This is a genomic window from Promicromonospora xylanilytica, from assembly GCF_054782895.1.
This window is the reverse complement of sequence record NZ_BAAGRP010000007.1, coordinates 71,730-95,882: the sequence shown is the minus strand read 5'-3', so window position 1 is coordinate 95,882 and position 24,153 is coordinate 71,730. Positions and strand designations below refer to the sequence as shown.

Sequence of the window (24,153 nt, the reverse complement as noted above, 5' to 3'; positions counted from 1 at the left end):
GGCGTGGCGTACTACGCCACCTCCACGTGCTCCCGTGCCGCCTCCACGAAGCTGAAGATGCCCTGCCGGGACACGTCGCGGGCGTCCTTGAAGTCCTCGGCGGGGGTGCGCAAGGACAGGCGGTCGACGCTGTCGATCGCCTGCTGCGCCAGCTCGATCAGCTCCCTGGACTCGGTGACGAGCTGGACCCGGAACATCGCCTCGAGCGCGCTCGTCCGCAGCCGGTAGGTCTCGTAGCGGATCGCGTCGGGGTCGGCGTTCCGGCGCTCCTCGTGGACCGCGTACCAGCGGTCGACCTGCGCCCGGCGCAGGCTGACGAGCGCGCCGCCGAACGACGTGTACGCGCTGACCCGCTCCTGGCGCAGTCGCTCGTTGCGTTCGAAACGCTCGGCGTCCGCCCGGTTCCGCCGCTGGAAGTAATGCGTCGCCAAGGAGCCGAGCAGCGTTCCGACGACGGCGATCACGCTGGTCACGATGATTTCCACGGGCCGAAGCCAACCACGACGAGCACCGGTTGAGAAGTCCGCCTCGAACATGCGATCAGGCATGCTTGGACGGCCGAGAGCGTGCCGGATCGCATGTTCGAAGCGGACCTTGCACCTGGCGGCGGGGCGACGCCGGCAGGGCGCCCGCCCAGGCTCGCCGGGCGGCGTGACGCGCCGAGTTCTCGCGGGTGCGACGCAGGAACTCGCGCCCCTAGACTCCCAGGATGACGGCGATTCCTGCGGTGATGAAGGCGGTCCAGCTCGTCGGTCACGGGGGCCTTGACCAGCTGGTCTACCGGGACGACGTGCCGACCCCGACGCCGGACGCCGGCGAGGTGCTGATCGACGTGCATGCCTGCGGCATGAACAACACCGACGTGTGGGTGCGCGAGGGTGCCTACGGCACCGAGACCGACGCCGCCGAGGTGTCGACGTGGCGTCGGGGCCGGTCCACGCTGACGTTCCCGCGCATCCAGGGCACCGACACGGTGGGCCGTGTCGTCAACGTGGGGGAGGGCGTGCCGACCGAGCGGATCGGGCAGCGCGTGATGGTCGACTTCAGCATCTACAACCGGCCGGAGGGCGACGACAGCCTCGCGGACATCGACTACATCGGCCACGGGCGCGACGGCGGCTACGCGGAGTACGTCGCGGTGCCGTCGGAGAACGCCTACGAGGTCACGTCCGGGATCGACGACGCCGAGCTGGCGACGTTCTGCTGCGCCTACCTGACCGCCGAGCAGATGCTCGACCGCGCCCGGCTCGCCCGGGACGAGCGGATCCTGGTGACGGGGGCCTCGGGCGGCGTGGGGTCGGCGGTCGTCCAGCTCGCACGGGTGCGTGGCGCGGTGCCGTACGCCGTCACCAGCGCGGGCAAGGAGGACGCGCTCCGGCAGATCGGCGCGCAGGACGTCGTCCTGCGGGACGCGCCCGACCTGGTCGCCGAGGTCGAGCGCGTGGTCGACGGCCCGGTCGACGTGGTGGCCGACCTCGTGGCCGGCCCGATGTTCAACGACCTGCTCCGCGTGCTGCGGCCGGAGGGCCGCTACACCACGGCCGGTGCCATCGGCGGCCCGGTGGTGAACCTGGACCTGCGCACCATGTATCTCAAGCAGCTCGAGCTGCACGGCTCGTCCCAGGGGACGCGCACCGCGTTCCGGCGGCTGGTGCGCCACATCGAGGACGGCGCCGTCCGGCCGCTGCTCGACCGGACGTTCCGGCTCTCGGACTTCCACGAGGCGCAGACCACTTTCCTGGCCAAGTCCTACGTCGGCAAGCTGGTGGTCGTCCCCGACCGCCACTGGGAGCAGGTGGGAGCCCCGCATGCTGGACCGTGAGTGCACGCTGGAGCTGATCGACACCCAGTCCGGCGGGGACGTCAGCCGCATCATCATCGCCGGTGTCGAGCCGCTGCCGGGCGCCAGCGTGCTCGAGAAGGCGCGCTACCTGCAGAACGAGGGTGACGGTCTGCGCCGGCTGCTGCTCTCCGAGCCGTACGGTGACCCGGCGATGTCCGTCGACCTGATCGTCGAGCCGAGCCGGCCCGGGGCGCAGGCCGGCTACATCATCATGGAGGCGATGGGTTACCCGCTGTACTCGGGATCCAACACCATCTGCACCGCGACGGCCCTGCTGCAGAGCGGCGCCATCCCCATGGAGGAGGGCCTGCAGGACGTGGTGCTCGAGTCGCCGGCCGGTCTGGCCCTGATCACCGCACGGGTCATCGCCGGCCGGGTCGAGTCGATCACCACGCAGGGAGAGCCCGCGTACGTGGCGGACGAGGGGCTGAGCGTGGACGTGCCCTACTACGGCCGTGTGGGGTTCGACCTGGTGTGGAGCGGCGCCTACTACGCGATGATCGACGCCTCCCTGCACGGCTTCAGCCTCAGCGCGGAGGAACAGGTCGCGCTCACGGCGTTCGGCGACGCCTTCGTGCGCGCGGCCCGGCCCGGCCTGCGACAGGAGCACCCGGAGCTGGGCGCCGTCGGGCCGCTGCCGTTCGCCCACTTCATGGGGCCGGTGCGCACGGTGGGGGACGGGCGGATGGAGTCGCCGTCGGCCACGTACGTCCACCCGGGCGTGCTCTGCCGGAGCCCGACCGGTACGGGTACCTCGGCGCGCCTTGCGCTGATGGCGCGCAGGGGCGAGATCCGTGAGGGGGAGTCGCTCGAGACGATCTCGCCGCGGGGCAGCCGGTTCGTCGGTACCGTACTGAACGGCGCCCGCGTGGGCGAGTACGCGGCGCTGCACTCGACCATCACCGGCAGGGCCCGGCTGATCGCGCACTCGCGCGTCACCGTGGACCTGGACGATCCCCTGGTGGACCCGACGGACCTGGCGAACGTCCTCGTGCCCCGTCCGGCGGCATAGGCAGGCCGGTCGGCAGGCGGCGTCCCGCCGACGTGGTCGGCAGGACGTCAGGAGGTCGGCAGCCCGGGCTGCCGACCTCCTGACGTTCTACCGACCACACGGGGCCGCCTACCGGGACTAGCGGCCGCGCACCTCGATCGTCGTGGTCGCCGTCGAGGGGGCGTAGCGGCCGGCCGGCTCGTACGCCGCCGTCACCTCGTAGGTGCCCGCCCGGACGAGCGGGGGTAGCCGCAGGTCGGCGCGGCCGTCCCGCAGCCGGACCGTCCGCTCGTACGGGTGACGGTCGCCCGCGTGGCCGACCGTGACGGTCACCGACCCGGCGGGCGTCGCGCCGTCCGCGCCGTCCGCGCCGACCGAGACCCGGACCCGGGGGCGCTCCCCGCGGCGGACCTCGTCCGGTGCGTCGATCCGCGTGGTGGTGACCACGGGCAGCGCGTCGGCGGGAACGAGCGAGGCAGCGGACGTGCGGTGCACGCCACCCTCGTCGGTGCCCGCGTAGACCCAGGCACCGTCGGCGCTCACGCTCAGCGAGCGCACCGACATGGCGGTCAGGCCGCCCGACGCCGGGCTCCACGTGGCACCGCCGTCAGCCGAGACGAAGGTTCCGGCACCGCCCGCGACGAGGCCGCTCGGGTTCCACCGTGCGCCCCCCGCGACCAGGAGCCGCGTCCCGGCGGCAGGGCCGTCCGGCACGTCGACGGCGACGACGGCCTCGATGTCGGCGGACGAGTCCGGGATCTCGGCGGCGCTGAACGACTCACCGCCGTCAGTGCTGACCCGGATGCCCGGCCGCTCACCGGCCACCACGTGGTCGGTGTCGGCGGGGTCCACCCAGACGGACCGGGTGTCGGTGGTGGTCAGCCGGGTGAGCGTGGCTCCGAGGTCGTCCGACCGGTAGAGCCCCGTCGACGTGGCGAGCCACAGCCGGCGCGGGTCCTGCGGGTCGAACGCGACCTGTGCGACCCGCAGGCCGTTGTCGTGGGTGCGCCAGGTCTCGAACCCGTCGTGCGACACCATGATCCCGCGCGCCACGAGGGAGCCGAAGGAGACGACCACCGTGTCGCCGTCGCCCGCGGAGTCCTCGTGCGGCGAGACCGCCAGCGCCCCGGGGGTGAGCCCCCCGGAGGGGCCGACCCGCTCCAGGTCGGCGTCGGTGCCCCCGGCAGGCCCGGTGCGGATCTTGGCCCCGCCGAACGCGTTGGTGCCGATCGCCCACACGGCGCGCTCGCCCACCTCCGACTGCGTCACCTGGATGAACGCGTAGCCGACAGCGCCCGGGTGGTTCGAGCCCCAGTCCTGCTCGTCCGGTCCGACGTCGGCCAGCGGCCGCACGTGCAGGCCCTCCGCGTCGACGGCCCGCAGCACGGGCTCGCCGTCACCACCCGTGCCGACGTGCACCCCGCGCACGTCCGTGCCGGACACCCCGGACCGGGTCCAGGTCTCGCCGTCGTCCGTGGCGTAGTAGCCGGAGTTGCCCATGGCCATGACCACGCTCGTCGCCGAGGTGCCCGGCCAGTGGTCGACGTCCGTGGCCAGCGGTCCACGGACCGGCAGCGGGTGCGTGGTCCAGGTGGCGCCCCCGTCCGTGCTCGTGCTGTACGAGGACAGGCCCGCCGCGTACGCGACGCCCTCGACCACCGTGGTCTCGGTGACGTACGACTGGCCGGTGTGGGCGGCGTCGGCCCACGTGGCGCCGCCGTCCGTCGACACCATGGACACGCCGTCGCCCCGGACCGCCACCGCGGTGGTCCCGTCCGCCGCGACGCCCTGCGGGCGGGTGCGGTAGTCGGTGCCCGCGTAGGTCCGCGTGACCTCGCTGCCCCCGTCGAGGACGTCGGCGATGCGGTAGATGCCCTGGTAGGTCGTGATCAGCAGGTCGTCGCCGGCGAACACGGCTCCCGTCGCGTCGCCGTCCCACATGGCGGGGACGGTGCGCCACGACTGGCCGCCGTCCCGGCTGAGGTACAGGCCCTCCGACGTGACCGCGGCGAGCGCGTCGTCGTGCGCGACGAGCTCGTCGACGGCGACGTCGGGGAAGGGCAGCACCGTCCACGTGGCCCCGGCGTCCGGGGTGTGCACGATCCGGCCCTCGTAGCTCGGGTCGAGCACCACCGTGCCCGCCCTGGCGTTGAGCGCCACGTAGAACGCCCCCGGAGCGGTGCTGTCCGCCACCGGGATGCCCCAGCCGTCACCGACCGGCATGCTGCGCACCCGCTGCCACGTCTCGCCGCGGTCGGTCGTCACGAACGGGTGGACGCCCGTCGACGTCATCGCCATGCCCGTGCCGGGCGCCGTCGGCGAGACGGCGAGCTCGCGGGCCGCGCCGGACAGGCCGACCTGCTCCCACGCGCCCGGCTGGTCGGCGCCCTCGGACTGCAGCACCGCCTCACCGGTCAGGGTGCGTCCCGTGACCGTCGCCGTCGCCCGCAGGCGGTACGTGCCCTGCTCGTCGAGCGGCACCGTACCGCGGTACCAGCCGGCGTTCGCGCCGACGGCGGACAGCGCCGCCGTGTACTCCTCGCCCGACGGCGCCGTCGCGACCACCACCGGGGTGGCCTCCGGGGTCATCACGGAGCGCACGAAGACCTCGGTCTGCCCGACGGCGGGCGCCGGCGAGGCCTGGACCTGCAGCGGCCGCACGTACGCCGCGTACGGCACCCGGACCGTCGTGCCGTCCGAGACCTTGCCGACGAGCACGCCGGACGTCTCGGCGTCGACCGCGCCGACGGCGGGCGTGACGGTCAGCTCGGCCGACGCGTCCCGCCCGGCGGGGATCCGCAACCGGCGGGTCGACAGCGCCGCCTCGCCGGTGCTGGCGTCGGACGCCTCGACGGACAGCCGGACGGTCACAGCGCGGTCGCCCGCGTTGTGCAGCACGACGGACCGGGTGCTCGCCCGGTCGGGACCCATGTCGGCCAGCCCCAGCGACACGGCGTCGGGCGACGCCGTGACCCGCTGGTCCACCGCCGCGGCGACGTCGAGCTTGCCCGCGCCCTGGTCCGACGGCGACAGCCCCGCCTCGTCGGAGCCCAGCGGCTGCGCGCTGCCGATCAGGGTCGCGCGCAGCTGCGCGGCCGTCTGCTCCGGACGCGCCTGGGCCAGGAGCGCGGCCGCGCCGGCGACGTGCGGGGCGGCCATCGACGTGCCCGAGAAGCGGTACTGGTCGCCCTCCACACCGAGCGACGCCGGGACGTCCGACAGGATCTCGTAGCCGGGCGCGACGATCTCCGGCTTGAGCGTCATCGCGTCGCTCGGACCCCGCGAGCTGAACCCGGCGATCGTGTCCGTGCGGTCGACCGAGCCGATGGTGGCGCTCGCGGTGCCCGCAGCCACCTCGCGCTTGAACTCGTGGTACTCGGCGGAGCTGATCGACATCATGACGAGGCTCTCCCGGCGCAGGTCGAAACCGCCGTCGGTGAGTACCGCCGCGTCGCTCTGCGGCGTGACGCCGTCGTCCACGGGGTCCGCCGGGCTCGGGCTGTACAGCAGGGCGCCGACCGCGCCGTGCTCCTCGGCGAGCTCCGCCTGGACGAGGTGCCCGCCCTGTACCTGGCCGAGGTCCGAGACCACGAGGCTGTCCATGACGACGATCGCGCCGGTGACGTCGCCGGCCTGCTCGTAGTCCTCGGCGTCGAGGCCGTCGCCGACGTCGACGAGCCGCGCGGTGAGGCCGTCGGCGGGCGGGTTGGCGGACAGCGGGAAGCGGTCGACGTCCAGCGGCCGGGGCTGGTCGCCCGGCCGTGCGCCGTCGAGCGTGAGCGTCGGGTCGGCGATGCCGGTGACGCCCGCCCCGACCGCGATGACGCCCTCGGCGGCCGCGGGCGTGCTGACGCTCTGCCCGGTGGGCCCGGAGTTGCCGGCGGCGGCCACGACCACGACGCCCTGACGCACGGCGGCGGTGGCGGCACGCCCCAGCGGGTCGGTGCCGTCCCCGACCCCGCCGAGGCTCATGTTGACGACGTCGGCCGGGTGGTCGTCCAGCGGGTCCGTCGCCGCCTCCAGCGCGAGCACCAGGTCGGACGTCGTGCCGCCACCGTTCCGGTCGAGGGCCTTCCACGCGGTGAGCGACACGTCCGGCGCCATGCCGGTGAGGTTGTCCCCGCCGGCGCCGACGATGCCCGCCACGTGGGTGCCGTGCATGTGGTCGTCCATGGGGTCTGCGTCGTCGTTGACGAAGTCGTAGCCGTCCACGACCCGGTGGCCCGGGCCGAACCCGCCGCCGAGATCGGCCAGCGTGTAGTCCACGCCGGTGTCGATGACGGCGACCGTGCGGCCGTCGCCCCGGACGGGCGTGCCGGACCCGTCGGTGCGCTCCCAGACCTGCGGCGCGCCGGTCGCGGGGATGTTGGCCTCGCCGAGGATGTGCACCGGCGCGTCGCGGGTGACCCGCGCGACGCCGGGCGCGGTGCGCAGCTCGGCCAGGTCGGCGGCGTCGACGGTCGCGACCAGGCCCGCCAGCAGACCGGTGAGCGGCTCGGTGTCGTCGAGCGCCACGCCCTCGCGGACCGCCCAGGAGGTGACTCCGCCCTGGGCCTCCTCGACGGCGTCGACGGCGGCCCGGTACTCGGCGGCGAACGCGCCGCGCGCGGAGGGCTGGTCGGATCGGGCGGCGGCGACCTCCCCGTGGCCGACGACGTCGGCGGCGGTCGGTGCCTCGAGCTCGATGATGACCCGCACGGGGTCGGGGTCCGGGGCGGCGACGGCGGCGCCCGGAGACAGGATCACGGAGGCCGAGACGAGGGTGCCCGTGAACAGGGCACCCCAGCGGCGGCCGGAGGACAGAGGTTGCATGACGGTTGTCTAGCCTTCGCCCGACCGGAGAGGCAATGGCGCGGCTGACCGGTTGCGGCCACTGGCCGGTACCGGCCGCGAGTGTTTACACGGCTGTCACGCGGGAGGCCTGATTTCACCCGGCTGCTGACGCTGGGTCAGCTCGGCGGGGCTGCTTGGCGGGCCGGCGCGGCGGGTCGGTCCGCCGGGTCAGATCCAGCCGCGGCGGACGGCCTGCGCGCCGGCCTGGAAGCGGTTGGCCGCGCCGAGGCGGCGCAGGAGGTCCGCGGTGCGGCGCCGGAGCGTGCGCTCGGACAGGCCGAGCTCACGGGCGATCGTCTCGTCCTTCGCGCCCGAACCGAGCAGGGCGAGCAGGGCGCGGTCGCCCTGGCCGGGCCCGCGGTCCGGGGGAGCGGTGCCCTCCAGGCTGTCGGTGGGCGGGATCTCCACGGCGTCGGCCCACACGGACTCGAACGCGGCGCACAGGAGGTCGACGAGCGGACCACCCTCGACCACGACCGCCGTGGGGCGGTGCGCGTCGAGGGTGGAGCTGACCAGCGCCGTGCGGCGGTCCGCTATCGCCAGCTTGGTGGGCAGGGTCCGGGCGATCCTCGCCCGCTCGCCCTGGGACGCGGCGTACCGCATCTCGGTCCACGCGCCGGGACGTTCCAGCACCTCCGCCGCGTACACCGCCCGCCACAGGACGCCGCGCTCCAGCACGAGCGGCTCGACCGGGTTCTCGCCGGCCAGGACGTAGGGCGGCCGGTCGAACGCCATGAACTCGCCGGTCACCTCGTGCTCCAGGCGGGTGTACCAGGCGCCGATGAGCGCGGGGTCGTCGATCACGTGCACCCCGGCGCCCGAACGCGGCGCGTCACCGGGGTGCTCGAACAGCTCGGCCAGGTCCGGGATCGTCGCACGGACCCGGTCCAGCTGTGCGGCGGTCCGGTCGGTCAGCGCCCGCAGCGCGACGCGGGGGTCGACCGCCGTGTACTCGCCGTCGCGCCCGCTCGTGCGGTTGATCAGGCCGGCCGTCCGGAGCCGGGCCAGCATCCCTGCGGCGTCGGTCCCGTCGAGCGGCACGTCCCGGGCGACGTCCTCCACCCGGACGGTGCCCTGGGCGAGCACGTACCGGTAGATCAGCCGGGAGTCGTCGTCGATGCCGACGGCTTCGAAGTCGCTGTCGAGATCGACGCCCTCGGGTGCGACGTCACGTGTGGTCCCGGTGTCCGCTGCCATGCGGGCCAGCGTAGGTCGGTGGTCGGTGGTCGGGTAGAACGTGGTCGGTAGAACGTCAGGAGGTCGGCAGCCCGGGCTGCCGACCTCCTGACGTTCTACCGACCACCCGTGGCCGACACCGGGCGTCAGCCCTTGACCGAGCCCGACATCAGGCCGCCGACGAAGTACTTGCCCAGCACGATGTAGACCAGCAGCGTCGGCAGGGACGCGAACAGCGCACCGGCCATGGACACGCCGTAGTTCTGCAGCAGGGCGCCGTTGGCGAGGTTGTTCAGCGCCACGGTGACGGGACCGTTCTGCGACGACGAGAAGAACACGGCGAACAGGAAGTCGTTCCAGGCCGACGTGAACTGCCAGATGAGTACCACGACGAAGCTCGGGATCGAGATCGGCAGCACGATCGACCAGTACGTGCGCAGCATGCCCGCTCCGTCGACGCGCGAGGCCTCGATCAGCTCGTGCGGCACGGTGGAGTAGTAGTTGCGGAAGATCAGCGTCGTGATCGGGATGCCGTAGACCACGTGCAGCATGATCAGCGTCGGTACGCCGGTCGGGATGCCCAGGTCGAGGACCAGCTGGTTGAGCGGGATCATCACCGCCTGGTACGGGATGAACATGCCGAACAGGATCACCGTGAACACGATGTTCGCGCCGCGGAAGCTCCACCGGGCCAGTACGAACCCGTTCAGGGAGCCGAGGAACGCCGCGATGATCGCGCTGGGGACCACGACGGCGACCGAGCGCATGATGGAGGGGGCCAGTGCGGTCCACGCCGTCGCCCAGTTGTCCAGGGTCCAGATCTGGGGCAGGGCCCACGCGCGGCTCGGGTCGGCGTCGCCGGTGCCCTTGAAGCTGGTCACGAGGAGCACGTAGACCGGGATGAGGACGACCAGGAGGAAGAAGATGAGGCCCGCGTACTTGAGGGTGCGGCCCAGCGCGTACCGGTTCCTGCTGGTGGGCCGGGGCCGGTGCACCGTGGTGCGGGGCGCTGCGAGCTGGTCGGTGGCGGCGGTCATCGCTTCTCCTCGCGGTTCGTGCGGATCAGGTACGGCACGATGACGAGCGCGACGATGATCAGCAGGATCGAGCCGACGGCGGCGGAGTTCGCGTAGTCGAAGCTCGACTTGAACACGAACATGTCGACGGCGGGAACCTTGGTCTGGTAGTTCGCGGGCTTGGAGATCGACATGATGAGGTCGAACGCCTTGAGCGACATGTGCCCGATGATGATCAGCGCGGACAGCGCGACCGGCGAGAGCTGCGGGAACAGGACGTGCCGGTACAGCTTCCACTCGCTGGCGCCGTCCACCCGGGCGGCCTCGCGCAGCTCGTCGGGGATGCCGCGGAAGCCGGCGAGGAACAGCGCCATCACGTAGCCGGACAGCTGCCAGATCGCGGGGATGGCGATGGCGATGATGCCGAACGTGACGTTGTTCCACCAGTTGTTCTGCAGGGCGTCGAGCCCCACCATCTGGAACAGGCGGTTCAGGCCGGAGGCCTGCTCGTCCTGGTTGGAGTTGAGCAGCCAGCGCCACACCACACCGGAGGCGACGAACGACACCGCCATGGGGAAGAGGTAGACCGAGCGGAACAGTCCCTCGCCCTTGACGGGCTTCTCGAGCATCCAGGCCCACAGGAAGCCCATGACCATGGTCCCGGCGAGGAACACGACCGTGTACAGGACCAGGTTCATCAGCGAATGCTGGAAGTCGTCACTGGCCAGCAGGTCGAAGTAGTTGGTGAACCACACCAGTGCGGAGGGCTCCTGCCCGGTGGCCTGGGCTGCCGTGTGGTTGTCCGTGAAGGACGTGGAGAAGTTGGCGGCGATCAGCCCGTAGACGAAGACGCCGACGAGGATCAGGGACGGGGCGAGCAGGAGGAGCGGTGGTCCGACTCGCCGCAGGTTCTTGAGCATGTGGGTACCTCGGTGGTGGGCGCGGCCGCGCGCCGCCGGGTGGGGGCCCGACGGCGCGCGGCGTACGGCGGTGTGCGTGGCGCGGACTCGGGTGTCAGCCCGCGGCCGCGGCGGCCAGCTCGGACTGGTACCCGGCGAGGTCGGACGCACCGGTCGTGAACTTGCTCGTCGCGTCGGAGACGGCGTTGAGCGTCGCGACGGGGGTGGCCGCACCGTGGGCCAGCGAGGAGACGATCGTGTCGTTCGCGAACGACTCGATGGCGCCCTGCTGGTACTCGGAGAAGTCGGCCGGGTCCGCGTCCGTGCGGGCGGGGATGGAGCCCTTCGCCTTGTTGAACGCGACCTGGCCCTCCAGGGAGCCGACCGTCTCCAGCCATGCCTTGGCGCCCTCGGCGTCGGGCGCGCCGACCGGCAGGGTGAACGAGTCGGCCAGGAAGTCGAACGTCCCGTCGGTGCCGGGCACCGCGGTCGCGGTGAAGTCCGTGCCGAGCTCCTTGTCCTGCTCCTCGAACGCCGCGACCGCCCAGTCGCCCATGACGTTGAAGGCGGCGTTGCCGTCGATGACCATCTGGGTGGCCTCGGGCCAGTCGAGACCGTCACGGTCGTCGTTGGTGAAGCTCATGAGCGTCTCGAAGTCCTCGAGCGCGCTCGTGACCTCCGGACCCTCCCAGTCGGTGCTGCCGTCCCAGAGGCCCGTGTACGCCTCGGCGCCCAGGCCGGCGAGCAGCACGGTCTCGAGCAGGTGCACCTGCGTCCAGGTGGTGCCGACCGACAGCGGCGTGACACCTGCCTTGTCGAGCTTCTCGAGGTCGGCGATCCAGGCGTCGAGGTCCGCGTACTCGGCCGCGGGGTCGATGTCGTTCTCCTCGAGCACCGTCGGGTTGGCCCAGACGACGTTCGCGCGGTGGATGTTCGACGGGACCGAGTAGATCGCGCCGTCCTCCGTGGAGAGCCGGTCGACCAGGTCGGCCGGGAACGCGTCGGTGAGCCCGAACTCGTCGTACAGGTCGGAGACGTCCTCGATCTGCGCGGCGTCGATGTAGTCCTGCAGCTCCAGGCCGGCGTGGGCCTGGAACGTGTCGGGCGGGTCCTGCGCCTGCAGACGGGTCTGCAGCAGGTCCTTCGCCGCGGAGCCGGCGCCGCCGGCGACGGCACCGTTGACGAACTCGATGTCCGGGTGCTGCTTCTCGAACTCGCCGACCAGGGCGTCGAGTCCCGCCTTCTCGGAGCCGGCCGCCCACCAGGTGAACACCTCGACCTGGCTGCCGCCGCCCTCGCCGCCACCTTCGCCACCCGTGTCGCCGCCGCCGCACGCGGCCAGCGTGAGACCGAGAACAGCGGCTGTCGCCACCGTCGCGGTCATCCTCCGGTTCACTCGCATCTGGGGTCCCTCAACCTTCCTCGGTCGCTGGAGCACCGACCCGGGACGTCGTCGTGCGCGGTGAAGGTGAAGTCTCTTCACTGGGGACGGCGTCGTTCCGCTGGACCGGCCGGGCGCGCCTGTACGCCCGTGAACCCGGGTCCTATCGAACGGCCGGACATCTTTGGTGTCAAGAAATGAACGCAAGCGTCGCCCGATCGTGACCTGAAGGTTCAGTTCGTGTATCCAAAGCCGTCATCCGGCACAGGAAGGCGGTTACCCTGGGCGCTGTGCGCGCGGATCGGGTGACCCCGGGCTCGCAGACCTCACTGCGTGAGGCCAACCGAGCCAGGATCGTGAGCGCCGTCCAGCAGCGTGGTTCCCTCACGCAGATCGAGCTGGCCGGCGTCACAGGGCTGTCCCCGGCCACCATCTCGAACATCGTCAAGGAGCTGACGACGGCGGGCGTGCTGCACACGGCGCAGTCGACGCGCAACGGCCGCCGCGCGCTCCAGGTCACGCTCGCCCGCAACCTCGGGCTCGTGGCCGGCATCCGGTTCGGCATGCGCTCCCTGAACGTCGCTCTCGCCGACGCGTCGATGCGGGTCCTGGCCGAGCAGCGCATGCCGCTGGCCCCCGACCACCGCGCCGACGCCGGGCTCCAGCGCACCGCGATGCTGGTCAGGGAGATGATGGAAGCCGTGGACGCCGACCCGGCCGAGCTGCTCGCCGTCGGCGTCGGCGTGCCCGCGCCGGTCGACATCCGCACCGGCCAGGTGGTCACCGTCGGCATGATGCGGGGCTGGGACGGGGTCCACGTCGACGAGATCCTCGGCGCCGAGCTCGACGTCCCCGTGACCGCCGACAACGACTCGACGCTCGCGGCGATCGCGGAGGCGCGGTTCGGCGCCGGCGCCGGGTACGACTCGGTCGCCTACATCCGCGCCTCGCACGGCGTGGGCGGGGGCCTCGTGCTCGGTGGGCGCGCCGTGCACGGCAGGTCGGGCGTGGCCGGCGAGATCGGGCACGTGTCGGTCGACGAGAACGGGCCCGTCTGCCGCTGCGGCAACCGGGGCTGCCTGGAGATGCTGGTGGGCGCCACCAGCCTCCTGTCGATGCTGCCGCCCGAGGCGGGCCACCTCACCCTCGCGGACCTCGTGAGCAGGGCGCTCGACGGCGACGCGGGCTGCCGGCGGGTCGTGTTCGACGCCGGCCGCCACCTCGGCATCGCCCTCGCCAACCTCTGCAACGTGGTCGACCCCGACGTCGTGGTCATCGGCGGCAAGCTCGCGGAGGCCGGCGAGCTGCTGCTCGAGCCGCTGCGGACCTCGCTCGGCCAGCGTGTCGTGGCGACGTCGCGCGGCCCGGTCGAGGTGGTCCCGTCGGTGCTCGGCGCGGACGCCGGCGTCCGCGGCGCCCTGGCCGCGGCCCTGGACCAGGCAAGGATGTTCGGCTCGCTGGGCGTGACGTCATGACCACTCGACGAGGGCGGCGGGTGGCGCGACCGTGGGCGGCGGGCCTGGTCGCCCTGGTGCTCGGGGTCGGGGGCTGTGCCGCGGGCGGCGGCGGGATCCCCGATGCCGAGGGTGCCGTGCACGAGGGAACCATCGGGCTGCTGCTGCCCGAGTCGCAGACCGCCCGTTACGAGGCGTCGGACCGCCCGACGTTCATGGCCGTGACCGACCGCCGCTGCCCCGGCTGCACGGTCCTGTACGCCAACGCGGGGCAGGACGCCGCCGCCCAGCTGCAGCAGGCCGAGTCGATGCTGGCGCAGGGCGCGGAGGTCCTGGTGCTCGGCGCCGTCGACACGGTCGCCGCCGCCGGGATCGTCGCGCAGGCCGAGCGGCTGGGCGCCCAGGTGATCGCCTACGATCGTTTCCTGGACGGCGCGGACTACTACGTGTCGTACGACTACGAGTTCATCGGGTTCCTGCTGGGTTCGGCCCTGGTCGGCGGGATCGCCGCCCGTGCGGAGGGCGGGGCGCAGGACGGGGCCGACGACGGTGACGGTGACGAGGACGAGGACGGGCGACCGGGGGTACTGCTGGTGCACGGCTCCGCGACCGAGCCCAACGCCCTCGCGATCGCGGCAGGCACCCGCCGCGCCCTCGAGGGAGAGGACATCGACGTGCTCGCGGAGTACTACACACCCGAGTGGAGCCCGGACAAGGCGACCGAGTGGACCGAGGCCATGCTGACCAGGTTCCCCGGTCAGGTGGACGGCATCCTCGCCGCCAACGACGGCGTGGCCGGCGGCGCCATCGCGGCGGCCAAGGCGGCGGGGCTCGACCCCGTACCGGTCACCACGGGCCAGGACGGAGAGCTCGCGGCGGTGCAGCGGATCATCGCCGGCGACCAGTACATGACCGTCTACAAGGCGACCGACCAGCAGGCCCAGACCGCCGCCGAGCTCGCGGTCCGTGTGCTGCGCGGCGAGGACCCCCGCTCCACGGCCGTCATCGGCGGCGTGCCCACGCAGCTGCTCGCGCCGCGCGCCGTGGGCGCCGCGGACGTCGAGCACGTGATCGTCGACGGCCGGGTCTACTCCACCGACGAGATCTGCGTGCCCGCGTACCGGGCCGCGTGCGAGCGCGCGGGCCTGATCGGGCCGGACGCCGACGCCTCGCCGGCCTCCGTGCCGGCCCCCGCGCCGGTCGTGGCCCCCGCGCCCGCACGGGAGGCGGCACGATGAGCGACCCGGTGCTGTCCCTGCGCGGCGTCTCCAAGCGGTTCGGCGGCGTGCGCGCTCTCGTGGACGTCGACGCGGACGTCCACGAGCACGAGGTGCTGGCCGTCGTCGGCGACAACGGAGCCGGCAAGTCCACGCTCGCCGGCCTGCTGGCGGGCGCCCACCGGCCCGACGCCGGCCAGGTGCTGCTCGACGGCCGCCCCGTGCTCCTGGACTCGCCCGCCGTGGCACGGTCGCTCGGGATCGCCGCCGTGTTCCAGGAGCTGGCGCTCGTGGACGACCTGGACGTCGTCGAGAACATGTTCCTCGGGCACGAGACCGTGCGCGGACCCCTCCTCGACGAGGTGGCCATGGAGCGCGAGGCCTGGCGCCTGCTCGACCAGCTCGCCGGCAGCGTGCCCACCGTGCGCGAGCCCGTCCGCACGCTGTCGGGCGGGCAGCGCCAGGTCGTCGCGGTGGCGCGGGCGCTGCTCGGGTCGCCGCGCGTCGTCGTCCTCGACGAGCCGACCGCGTCCCTCGGCGTGCGCCAGACCGCTGAGGTGCTCAACCTGATCGTCCGGCTGCGCGAGCGTGGGCATGCCGTGGTCCTCGTCAGCCACCAGGCGGGCGACCTGCAGGCCGTGGCCGACCGCATCCTCGTGCTGCGCCTCGGCCGCGTGCACGACGTGTTCGACGGCGACGCGTCGTACGAGGACCTGCTCGCCGCCATGACGGGCGCCGTACGGCCCGGATCTCCGAACCGGCGGGTGCGCCGATGAACGCCCAGCAGGGCGCCACGGGCGCCGGACCGTCCGGAGCCGGTCTGCCCGGCGCCGTCTGGCAGCGGATGCGCGGCGGCAACAGCCTCCTGCCCATCGTCGCCGCGCTCATCGGTATCTGGCTGGTCCTCGGCGCGATCAACCCCGCGTTCCTCGCCCCCGAGAACCTCGTCAACCTCACCCTGCAGAGCGCGCCCGTCGGCGTCATCGCGCTCGGCGTGGTGCTCGTGCTCCTGGTGGGGCAGATCGACCTGTCCGTCGGGTCGCTCAGCGGCCTGGCCGCCGCGGTCGTCGCCGTCGGGTCCGTGACGCTCGGCTGGCCGGTGGTGCTCGCGATCGCCGCCGCCCTGGCCTGCGGCGTGGTCGTGGGGCTGGCCTACGGTGCGCTCTCGACCCGGCTCGGGCTGCCCAGCTTCGTGTTCACCCTGGCCGGGCTGCTGTTCCTCGCCGGGGTGCAGCTGCGCGTGCTGGGCCCGCTCGGCTCGATCAACCTGCCGTTCGAGTCGTGGTTCGTCCGGTCGGTGCAGCAGGGCTTCCTGCCCGCCGGCGTCGCGTGGGCGGTGGTGGTCGCCGTCGTGGTCGCCTCGGCCGCCGTGCAGCTCGCGGCACGCGCCCGACGGCGGCGCGCCGACCTCGCCTGCGCGAGCGTGCCGCAGATCGCCGTGCGCACGTTCGTCCTGGCCGCCGTGCTGTCGCTGGTCGTCGCCTACCTGTACCTGGGCTCCGCCCGTGGCATCGGCTGGTCCGTGGTGCTGTTCGCATTCCTCGTCGTGGTCACGGACGTGCTGCTGCGCCGCACGCGGTGGGGCCGCTCGGTGCGTGCGGTCGGCGGCGACCGGCGAGCCGCGATGCTCGCGGGCGTGCCCGTGCGGCGCACCGTCGTCCTGTGCTTCGTGGCCTGCTCCACGCTCGCCGCGCTCGGCGGAGTGCTCGCGGCCGGCCGGCTGGGCGCCGCCAACCAGGGCACCGGCGGAGCCGACACCTACCTCGTCGCGATCGCCGCCGCCGTGATCGGGGGCACCAGCCTGTTCGGCGGGCGGGGCAGCGCGTGGTCGGCGGTGCTCGGGGTGCTCGTCATCCAGTCCATCGCCAACGGGCTCACGCTGATGAACGTGGACCAGGCGACGCGCTACATGGTGACAGGGGCCGTGCTGCTCCTCGCCATCGTCATCGACATGCTGATGCGCAAGCGCCGGGAGGCCTGACATGATCCGTCGTCCCACGCTCGCCGTGGTCGCAGAGACCGCAGGCGTGAGCCTCAAGACCGCCTCCCGGGTGCTCAACCGCGAGCCCAACGTCGCCGCCGCCACGCGCGAGCGCGTGCTCGACGCCGCCACCTCGCTGGGTTTCCGGCGCAACGCGGTGGCCGCCGACCTCGCGCGCGGCGGGTTCTCCCGGCTGGTCGGGTTCATCACCGGCGACCTGGCCAACGAGTTCTACTCCGCGCTGGCCAGCGGCATCGAGCGGGAGCTGCGGGAGCACGGGCTGCAGCTGCTCACGGCGTCGTCCGACGAGGACCCCGAGCGTGAGGGCTCGCTGACGGGGGAGCTGCTCGAGCGACGCGTCGGTGCCCTCATCGTCACGCCCGCCGGCGCCGACCACTCGGCGCTGCGGGGCGAGATCGCCGGTGGTCTGACGGTCGTCGTGGTGGACCGGCCCGCGGCAGGGGTCGACGTCGACACGGTGGTCATCGACAACCGCGGCGGCACGCGGGCCGCCACCCTGCACCTCCTGGACCACGGCCACCGTCGCATCGCGTTCGTCGGCGACGAGCCCCACCTGTGGACCTACCAGGAGCGCAGCGCCGAGTTCCTGGACGTGATGCGCGACGCCGGGGTGCCCGACGCCGAACGGCTGCTGCGCTCCGGCGCGCACGACGCGGCGGCGGCCCGCGAGCTCGTCGCCGAGCTGTTCGCGGTGCCGGACCCGCCCACCGCCGTGCTCGCCGCGAACAACCGCGCGACCGTCGGCGCCCTGCAGGCGCTGCGGGACGTGCCGGGAGGGGACGCCGTGGCGGTGGTGGGCTTCGACGACTTCGAGCTGGCCGACCTGCTCGGCATCACCGTCGTCGCCTACGACGCCGTGGAGATGGGCCGGCGCGCCGCGGAGCTCGCCGTCGCGCGGTCCGCGGAGCCCGACCGGGCGGTCGAGCTCGTGGTGCTGCCCACCCGGGTGCTGCCCCGGGGGAGCGGCGAGCGCGCACCCCGTTGACACCGGGCCGACCTGCACCTACGTTCGGCACTCGACAGCGCTGTCAGCCGACGAGGGAGCCCACCATGTCCGTAGCCACCGGCCGACCACGACCTCGGCGGGCGGCTGCCGCCCTGTCGGGCGCCCTCGCCCTGCTGCTCGTCCTGCCGGCCGGCGGGGCGCTCGCGGCCCCGGACGACGGCGCCGCCGACACCGTGTCGCGCGCGGACACCGTGTCGCGCGCGGACACCACGTCGCGCACGGCAGCCCGGGGTGACTTCGCCACGTCGTTCGAGGACGGCGACCAGGTCCCGGCCGAGTCGACGCCCGCCGAGCGGGACGGGGAGCCGTGGCAGCACAACGTCGGGGAGTTCGTGCCCGGCCTGCCGGGCAGCGTGCTGGAGCAGGTCGCCGCCGTGACGGCGAGCGGGGAGAACCCGCCCAACGAGGGTGCGGCGAACCTCGCGGACCGGTCGTCGGCCACCAAGTGGCTCACGTTCGCCCGGACGGGCTGGATCACCTATGAGCTCGCCGAGCCCACCGCTGTCACCGCGTACTCCCTGACCTCGGCGAACGACTTCGCGGACCGCGACCCGCAGGCCTGGACCCTTCAGGGCTCGGCGGACGGCGAGACCTGGGAGACGCTCGACGAGCGCAGCGACGAGCGGTTCTCCGAGCGGTTCCAGCGGCGGGTGTTCGAGCTGGACGGGGCCACGGAGGCGTACACACACTTCCGGCTGGACATCACCCGGAACAACGGTTCGGACGGCACGCAGCTCGCCGACTGGGACCTGTCCGCGGACCTGGCCGAGCAGCCCGCCCGGCAGCCGATGGTCACCGCCGTGGGCTCGGGTCCGGAGACGGTGAGCTTCACCAACAAGACGGAGGTCGGGTTCACCGGCACCAGGTCGCTGCGGTACGAGGGCGGCCATCTCGGCGCCGGCCCCGCGCACGCCACGAACGTCCTGTACGACGACCTGGACGTCCGCGTGCGGCCCGGCACCCGGCTGAGCTGGAAGATCTTCCCCGAGCTGCTCGGCGACCTCCGGTACCCGTCGACGTACGCGGCGGTGGACCTGCGGTTCACCGACGGCACCTACCTCTCCGACCTCGGCGCGCGCGACGCCCACGGGACCGCCGCGACGGCGGCCGGCCAGGGCGAGGGCAAGATCCTGTACGCCGACCAGTGGAACTCCGTGCGGGTCGACGTCGGCGCGGTGGCCCACGGCAAGCGGATCGACCAGGTGCTGCTCGGCTACGACAACGACGGCGGCGGCGGTGCTGACGAGGGCGCCGTCGGCACCCGGTTCGCGGGCTGGCTCGACGACGTGGCGCTGGAGGCGATCCCGGAGCGGATCGACGCGTCGAGCCTGACGAACTACGTCGACACCCGTCGCGGCACGCTGTCCAGCGGCTCGTTCTCGCGCGGCAACAACGTCCCGGCCACCGCGGTGCCGAACGGCTTCAACTTCTGGACGCCGATGACCAACGCGGCCACGGACCGGTGGCTCTACGAGTACCAGGCGGCCAACGACGACCAGAACCGCACCGTGCTCGAGGGCATCGGCATCTCCCACGAGCCGAGCCCGTGGATGGGCGACCGCAACCAGCTCGCCTTCCAGCCCGCGACCGGGGCGGGTACGCCCGACGCCGGGCTTGACGCGCGCGGCCTGCCGTTCAGCCACGCGGACGAGACCGCCCGTCCCGACTACTACGGCGTGACCTTCGCGGACGGCGTCAAGGCGGAGGTCGCCCCCACCGACCACGCCGCCGTGCTGCGGTTCAGCTTCCCCCGGGACACCCCGGACGAGGCCGGCCACGTGCTGGTGGACCGGGTGCTCGGTTCCTCGAGGCTCAGCCTCGACGAGGAGTCGGGCGAGCTGAGCGGCTGGGTCGAGAACGGCAGCGGCCTGTCCGTCGGCCGCACCCGCATGTACGTGGCGGGCACGTTCGACCGGTCGCCGTCGTCCGTCGGTGACGCGGCGGGCGACCGGGACGGCGCGCGGTACGCCACGTTCGACACGAGCGACGACCGTACGGTCGAGCTGCGCGTGGCGACGTCGTTCATCGGTCTGGACCAGGCGCGCGCGAACCTCGGCCTGGAGGTCGCCGGGCGCTCGTTCACGGCGGTGCAGCGCGCCGCGCAGCGCCAGTGGAACGACCGGCTCGGCGTGATCGAGACGGAGGGCGGCAGCGAGGACGAGCTGGTGACCCTCTACTCCAACCTGTACCGGCTCAACCTCTACCCGAACTCGCAGTTCGAGAACACGGGCACGGCCCGCGAGCCGCGGTACGAGTACGCGAGCCCGGTCACCGCGCCGTCGGGCGAGGCCACGGACACCGAGACGAACGCGCGGATCGTGGCCGGCAAGATCTACGTGAACAACGGGTTCTGGGACACGTACCGCACGGCGTGGCCCGCGTACTCCCTGCTGTACCCGGACGTCGCGGCGGAGCTGGTGGACGGGTTCGTGCAGCAGTACCGCGACGGCGGCTGGGTCGCCCGCTGGTCCTCGCCGGGCTACGCCGACCTGATGACGGGCACGTCGTCCGACGTCGCCTTCGCCGACGCGTACCTGAAGGGCTCGCTGCCGGTGGACAAGGCGCTGGACGCCTACGACGCCGCGCTGAAGAACGGCACGGTCTCCCCGCCGAACGACGCGGTGGGGCGCAAGGGCCTCGAGTCGTCGCCGTTCCTGGGCTTCACGCCCGAGAGCACGCACGAGTCGGTGTCGTGGGGCCTGGAAGGGCTGATCAACGACTTCGGCATCGGCAACATGGCGGCCGCCCTGGCCGAGGACCCGGGCACGCCCGACGAGCGCCGCGAGGCGCTGCGCGACGAGTCGGCGTACTTCCTGGAGCGAGCCACGCACTACGGCGCGCTGTTCGACCCGGCGGTCGACTTCTTCCAGCCGCGGCACGCCGACGGCGAGTTCCTGAACGCGCCGGAGGACTACGACCCGCGTACGTGGGGCGGCGGCTACACCGAGACCAGCGGCTGGAACTTCTCGTTCCACGCGCCGCAGGACCCGAACGGCCTCGCCAACCTGTACGGCGGCCAGGAAGGGCTGGAGGCCAAGCTCGACGAGTTCTTCGCCACGCCGGAGGACGCCACGCACACGGGCGGCTACGGCGGCGTCATCCACGAGATGCGCGAGGCGCGGGACGTCCGGCTCGGCCAGTGGGGCATGAGCAACCAGGTCTCCCACCACATCCCGTGGCTGTACGACGCCGCGGGCGCGCCGCACAAGACGCAGGAGATCGTCCGCGAGGTCACGCGGCGCCTGTTCGTGGGCAGCGAGATCGGCCAGGGGTACCCGGGCGACGAGGACAACGGCGAGATGTCGTCGTGGTGGATCTTCGCCGCGCTCGGCTTCTACCCGCTGCAGGTCGGTTCCGACCAGTACGCCGTGGGTTCGCCGCTCTTCGACAAGGCGACCGTGCACCTGCCCGACGGCGACCTCGTGATCAACGCGCGGAACAGCTCCGTGGAGAACGTCTACGTGCAGTCGCTGCGGGTGGACGGCGAGGACCGCACCTCCACGTCGCTGTCCCAGGCGGACCTCTCGGGCGGCGCCCGGCTGGACTTCGTGATGGGCGCGGAGCCGTCGGGCTGGGGCACCGGCGAGGACGACGCCCCGCCGTCGCTCACCGAGGGCGACGAGCCGCCGAGCCCGGCCAGGGACACCACGGGGACGGGCACCGTGACGGTGGACGACGGCACCGAGCCGGGCGCCCTGGTCGACGACACGTCGGCGTCGCGCGCCACGTTCGGCGACCGGACGCCCACGATCACGTGGGACGGCTCGGGCTCCGGGTCGGGCTCCGGCTCCGGCTCCGGGGCGACGGTCGGCACGTACACGCTCACCTCGGGTGTCGCGGGCACGGCGGCGCCGTCGGCCTGGCGGTTGGAGGGTTCGGCCGACGGCGAGAGCTGGACCGTGCTCGACGAGCGGAGCGGCCAGGAGTTCCGCTGGGCGTTGCAGACGCGGGCGTTCCAGGTGGCCGATCCGCGGCCGTTCACCCGGCTGCGGGTCGTCGTCGAGGAGTCGGCCGGCGAGGGTGACCTGTCGCTGGCCGAGGTCGAGCTGCTCGCCGAGCAGGATGCCGGCTCCGAGAGCCTGCCGCCGGGCACGACCGCGACGCCGGACGCGGCGACACAGGCCGAGTCCAGGGCCGCAGGGAAGGCCGAGGACACGGCCGGCGGGGTCACGGTCTGGGCCGTCCCTGCCTGCGATGACGGCGACTCCGCGCTCCGCGTGGTCGTCGAGGACGCGGAGGGGGCGAAGGTCCGGGTCATCTCCGACTTCGGGAGCAAGACGCTGCGCGGCACGGGCACGCTGACGTTCGCTGCGGGTTCGGCGGGGGTCGGCACGGGCGCGGTGACCGCCGTCGTGACGGCGACCGTCGACGGCCAGGAGGCGACCGAGACGCTGACGGTCCCGTACCAGGCGGCCACCTGCGGCTGACGTGACCTGACCTGCGACCCCCGTGAGTTCGGTCGGTTGACCGGCTGACCCCGTGAGTTCGGTCGGTTGGTTCGAGATCGGTCCATTGTCGGACCGATCTCGAAGCAACCGACCGAACTCGTGCCGTGTGGTGGGTCGATCGTGTGGTGGGGCGGTCGTGTGGTGAGGCGGTCGGGGGTGAAATCGGTGGGACAGGGTCTGGGGGTACGGGGTAGTACGCGGTGAATTACGTACTTTCCACACGAGGTTCGTCCGGTCGTTCTGGTGACGGCGTGGCGTCAATACGCTCCGTGGCACACGAGGTTCCCCAGGCCTGACCGAGGAGCACACCATGTCACGATCCTTCAGAGCGTCCCGTCCTTTGATAGCGCTGTCAGCCGCCGCGTTCGTGGTCGGCACAGCGTTCACCGGCGCCGGTGTCGCGGGGGCGGCGCCGCCCCAGCCGTCCGCCGACCAGCCGTCCGCCGACCAGCCGTCCGACGTCCGGCTGCCCGAGGCCCAGCTCCGCGCGATGGAGCGCGACCTCGGGCTCACCCGGGCGGAGATCCCGGAGCGTCTCGCCCTCGACGCCGAGGCGGCCGTCCTCGAGGCCCACCTCGCCGCGACGCTCGGTGACGCGTACGCGGGCACCTGGCTGCCCCAGGACGCCGACGCTCCGCGCGTCGCCGTCACCAGCACCGCCGCGGCCACGGTGGCCGAGCGCGCGGGGGCGGACGCCGTCGTCGTCGAGCACGGCTACGACGCCCTGACCGCGTGGAAGGAGTCCCTCGACGCGGTGGGCGCGCCCGAGTCGGTGCACTCCTGGTACGCGGACCCGACCACCAACCAGGTGGTCGTCGAGGCCGCCGACGTCGGTGCCGCGAAGGCCATGATCGCCGAGGCGGAGATCCCGGCCGACGCCGTCCGCGTGGAGAGGTCGACGGTGGCGCCCGAGCCCGCGCGCGACATCCGGGGCGGCGACGAGTTCCACAAGCCGCTCGGCAACGGGTACGTGACCCTGTGCTCGATCGGGTTCGCCGTGCAGGGCGGGTTCGTCACCGCGGGGCACTGCGGCAATGCCGGAGACCCCGTCAACGCGCCGGACGGCGCAGCGCTCGGCACCTACCGGGCCTCGGTCTTCCCCGGCCACGACTGGGCGTGGGTGGCGACCAACAGCAACTGGACACCCACCCCGACGGTGAACAACTACGCGGGCGGCACCGCGACGGTCGCGGGCTCCGCCGAGCAGGGCATCGGCGCCACGGTGTGCCGCTCCGGGCGGACGACGGGCTGGCGCTGCGGCGTCATCCAGGAGAAGAACGTCACCATCAACTACGGTGACGGCGACATCCCGGGCATGGCGACGGGCTCCGCGTGCGCGGAGGGCGGTGACTCCGGTGGTTCGGTGCTGTCGGGCAACCAGGCGCAGGGCGTCACGTCGGGCCGGATCGGCGACTGTTCCTCGAACGGCCGGTTCATCTACCAGCCCCTGAACCCGATCCTCAGCACCTACGGGCTGCAGCTGACCACCAGCGGCGGTGGCGGCGGGCAGGCGCTGATCGGGCTGGCGGGCAAGTGCATCGACGTGCCGAACTCCGAGTTCACGGACGGCAAGCGCCTGCAGCTGTGGACGTGCAACGGCAGCGCCGCGCAGCGGTGGACCTTCCACGCCGACGGCACCCTGCGCGCCGGCGGCATGTGCATGGACGTGGCCTGGGCCAACACGGCCGACGGCACCGCCGTGCAGCTCGCGAACTGCAGCGGCAACGCGGCCCAGCAGTTCACGCTGAGCGGGGCCGGAGACCTCGTCTCCATCCTCGCCAACAAGTGCGTGGACGTGCCGAACAGCAACAGCGCCAACGGCACGAAGCTGCAGATCTGGACGTGCAACGGCACGGCGGCCCAGAAGTGGCACGTCGGCTGACCCGC

Annotated in this window: 15 protein-coding genes; 9 read left to right on the top strand and 6 right to left on the bottom strand. The window is 73.0% G+C overall.

Features of this window, described 5'->3' with window-relative positions; translation table 11 throughout:
* Positions 1-11: 11 nt before the first annotated feature.
* A complete protein-coding gene (locus tag ACYVK7_RS08245; RefSeq protein ID WP_460887210.1) occupies positions 12-485 on the bottom strand; it encodes a hypothetical protein in 474 nt (157 codons plus the stop codon).
* 224 nt (positions 486-709) lie between these two features.
* Between ACYVK7_RS08245 and ACYVK7_RS08240 the strand changes: the two genes are divergently transcribed.
* Together ACYVK7_RS08240 and ACYVK7_RS08235 are read left to right on the top strand one after the other, a co-directional pair.
* Entirely contained in the window at positions 710-1,822 is a 1,113-nt protein-coding gene (locus tag ACYVK7_RS08240) for an alcohol dehydrogenase family protein (protein ID WP_460887209.1), read from the top strand.
* The gene (locus tag ACYVK7_RS08235; protein ID WP_460887208.1) at positions 1,809-2,855 is read left to right on the top strand and encodes a proline racemase family protein; all 1,047 of its coding nucleotides are present in this window, start codon (positions 1,809-1,811) and stop codon (positions 2,853-2,855) included. Before ACYVK7_RS08240 ends, ACYVK7_RS08235 begins: the two co-directional genes overlap by 14 nt.
* Positions 2,856-2,972: 117 nt before the next feature.
* On the opposite strand, the gene ACYVK7_RS08230 is transcribed toward ACYVK7_RS08235, so the two are convergent.
* From ACYVK7_RS08230 to ACYVK7_RS08210, 5 genes are all read right to left on the bottom strand, one after another.
* Positions 2,973-7,646: a S8 family serine peptidase gene (locus ACYVK7_RS08230; protein WP_460887207.1), complete on the bottom strand. Its 4,674-nt coding sequence runs from the start codon at positions 7,644-7,646 to the stop codon at positions 2,973-2,975.
* 189 nt (positions 7,647-7,835) lie between these two features.
* Positions 7,836-8,864, bottom strand: a complete 1,029-nt coding sequence (locus tag ACYVK7_RS08225) for a helix-turn-helix transcriptional regulator (RefSeq protein ID WP_460887206.1) — start codon at positions 8,862-8,864, stop codon at positions 7,836-7,838.
* Between the two features lie 125 nt (positions 8,865-8,989).
* Positions 8,990-9,880: a carbohydrate ABC transporter permease gene (locus tag ACYVK7_RS08220; RefSeq protein WP_460887205.1), complete on the bottom strand. Its 891-nt coding sequence runs from the start codon at positions 9,878-9,880 to the stop codon at positions 8,990-8,992.
* Entirely contained in the window at positions 9,877-10,779 is a 903-nt protein-coding gene (locus tag ACYVK7_RS08215) for a carbohydrate ABC transporter permease (protein WP_460887204.1), read from the bottom strand. The genes ACYVK7_RS08220 and ACYVK7_RS08215 overlap by 4 nt, the downstream gene beginning before the upstream one ends.
* Positions 10,780-10,873: 94 nt before the next feature.
* Positions 10,874-12,160, bottom strand: coding sequence for an ABC transporter substrate-binding protein (locus ACYVK7_RS08210; RefSeq protein WP_460887203.1), 1,287 nt, complete (start codon positions 12,158-12,160; stop codon positions 10,874-10,876).
* A gap of 269 nt (positions 12,161-12,429) precedes the next feature.
* Between ACYVK7_RS08210 and ACYVK7_RS08205 the strand changes: the two genes are divergently transcribed.
* The 7 genes from ACYVK7_RS08205 (at position 12,430) to ACYVK7_RS08175 (ending at position 24,148) form a co-directional block, all read left to right on the top strand.
* Positions 12,430-13,614: an ROK family transcriptional regulator gene (locus tag ACYVK7_RS08205; protein WP_460887202.1), complete on the top strand. Its 1,185-nt coding sequence runs from the start codon at positions 12,430-12,432 to the stop codon at positions 13,612-13,614.
* The gene (locus ACYVK7_RS08200) at positions 13,611-14,831 is read left to right on the top strand and encodes a substrate-binding domain-containing protein (RefSeq protein ID WP_460887201.1); all 1,221 of its coding nucleotides are present in this window, start codon (positions 13,611-13,613) and stop codon (positions 14,829-14,831) included. The genes ACYVK7_RS08205 and ACYVK7_RS08200 overlap by 4 nt, the downstream gene beginning before the upstream one ends.
* Positions 14,828-15,586: an ATP-binding cassette domain-containing protein gene (locus ACYVK7_RS08195; protein ID WP_460887200.1), complete on the top strand. Its 759-nt coding sequence runs from the start codon at positions 14,828-14,830 to the stop codon at positions 15,584-15,586. Before ACYVK7_RS08200 ends, ACYVK7_RS08195 begins: the two co-directional genes overlap by 4 nt.
* Complete coding sequence (locus ACYVK7_RS08190; RefSeq protein ID WP_460887199.1) at positions 15,583-16,791, top strand: sugar ABC transporter permease; 1,209 nt, start codon at positions 15,583-15,585, stop codon at positions 16,789-16,791. The genes ACYVK7_RS08195 and ACYVK7_RS08190 overlap by 4 nt, the downstream gene beginning before the upstream one ends.
* Position 16,792: 1 nt before the next feature.
* Positions 16,793-17,797 (top strand): LacI family DNA-binding transcriptional regulator, encoded by a 1,005-nt coding sequence (locus ACYVK7_RS08185; RefSeq protein ID WP_460887198.1) that lies wholly within the window; start codon positions 16,793-16,795, stop codon positions 17,795-17,797.
* 65 nt (positions 17,798-17,862) lie between these two features.
* Positions 17,863-22,245: a GH92 family glycosyl hydrolase gene (locus tag ACYVK7_RS08180; protein WP_460887197.1), complete on the top strand. Its 4,383-nt coding sequence runs from the start codon at positions 17,863-17,865 to the stop codon at positions 22,243-22,245.
* A gap of 331 nt (positions 22,246-22,576) precedes the next feature.
* On the top strand, positions 22,577-24,148 hold the full coding sequence (locus tag ACYVK7_RS08175; RefSeq protein ID WP_460887196.1) for a ricin-type beta-trefoil lectin domain protein: 1,572 nt from the start codon (positions 22,577-22,579) through the stop codon (positions 24,146-24,148).
* Positions 24,149-24,153 lie beyond the last annotated feature (5 nt).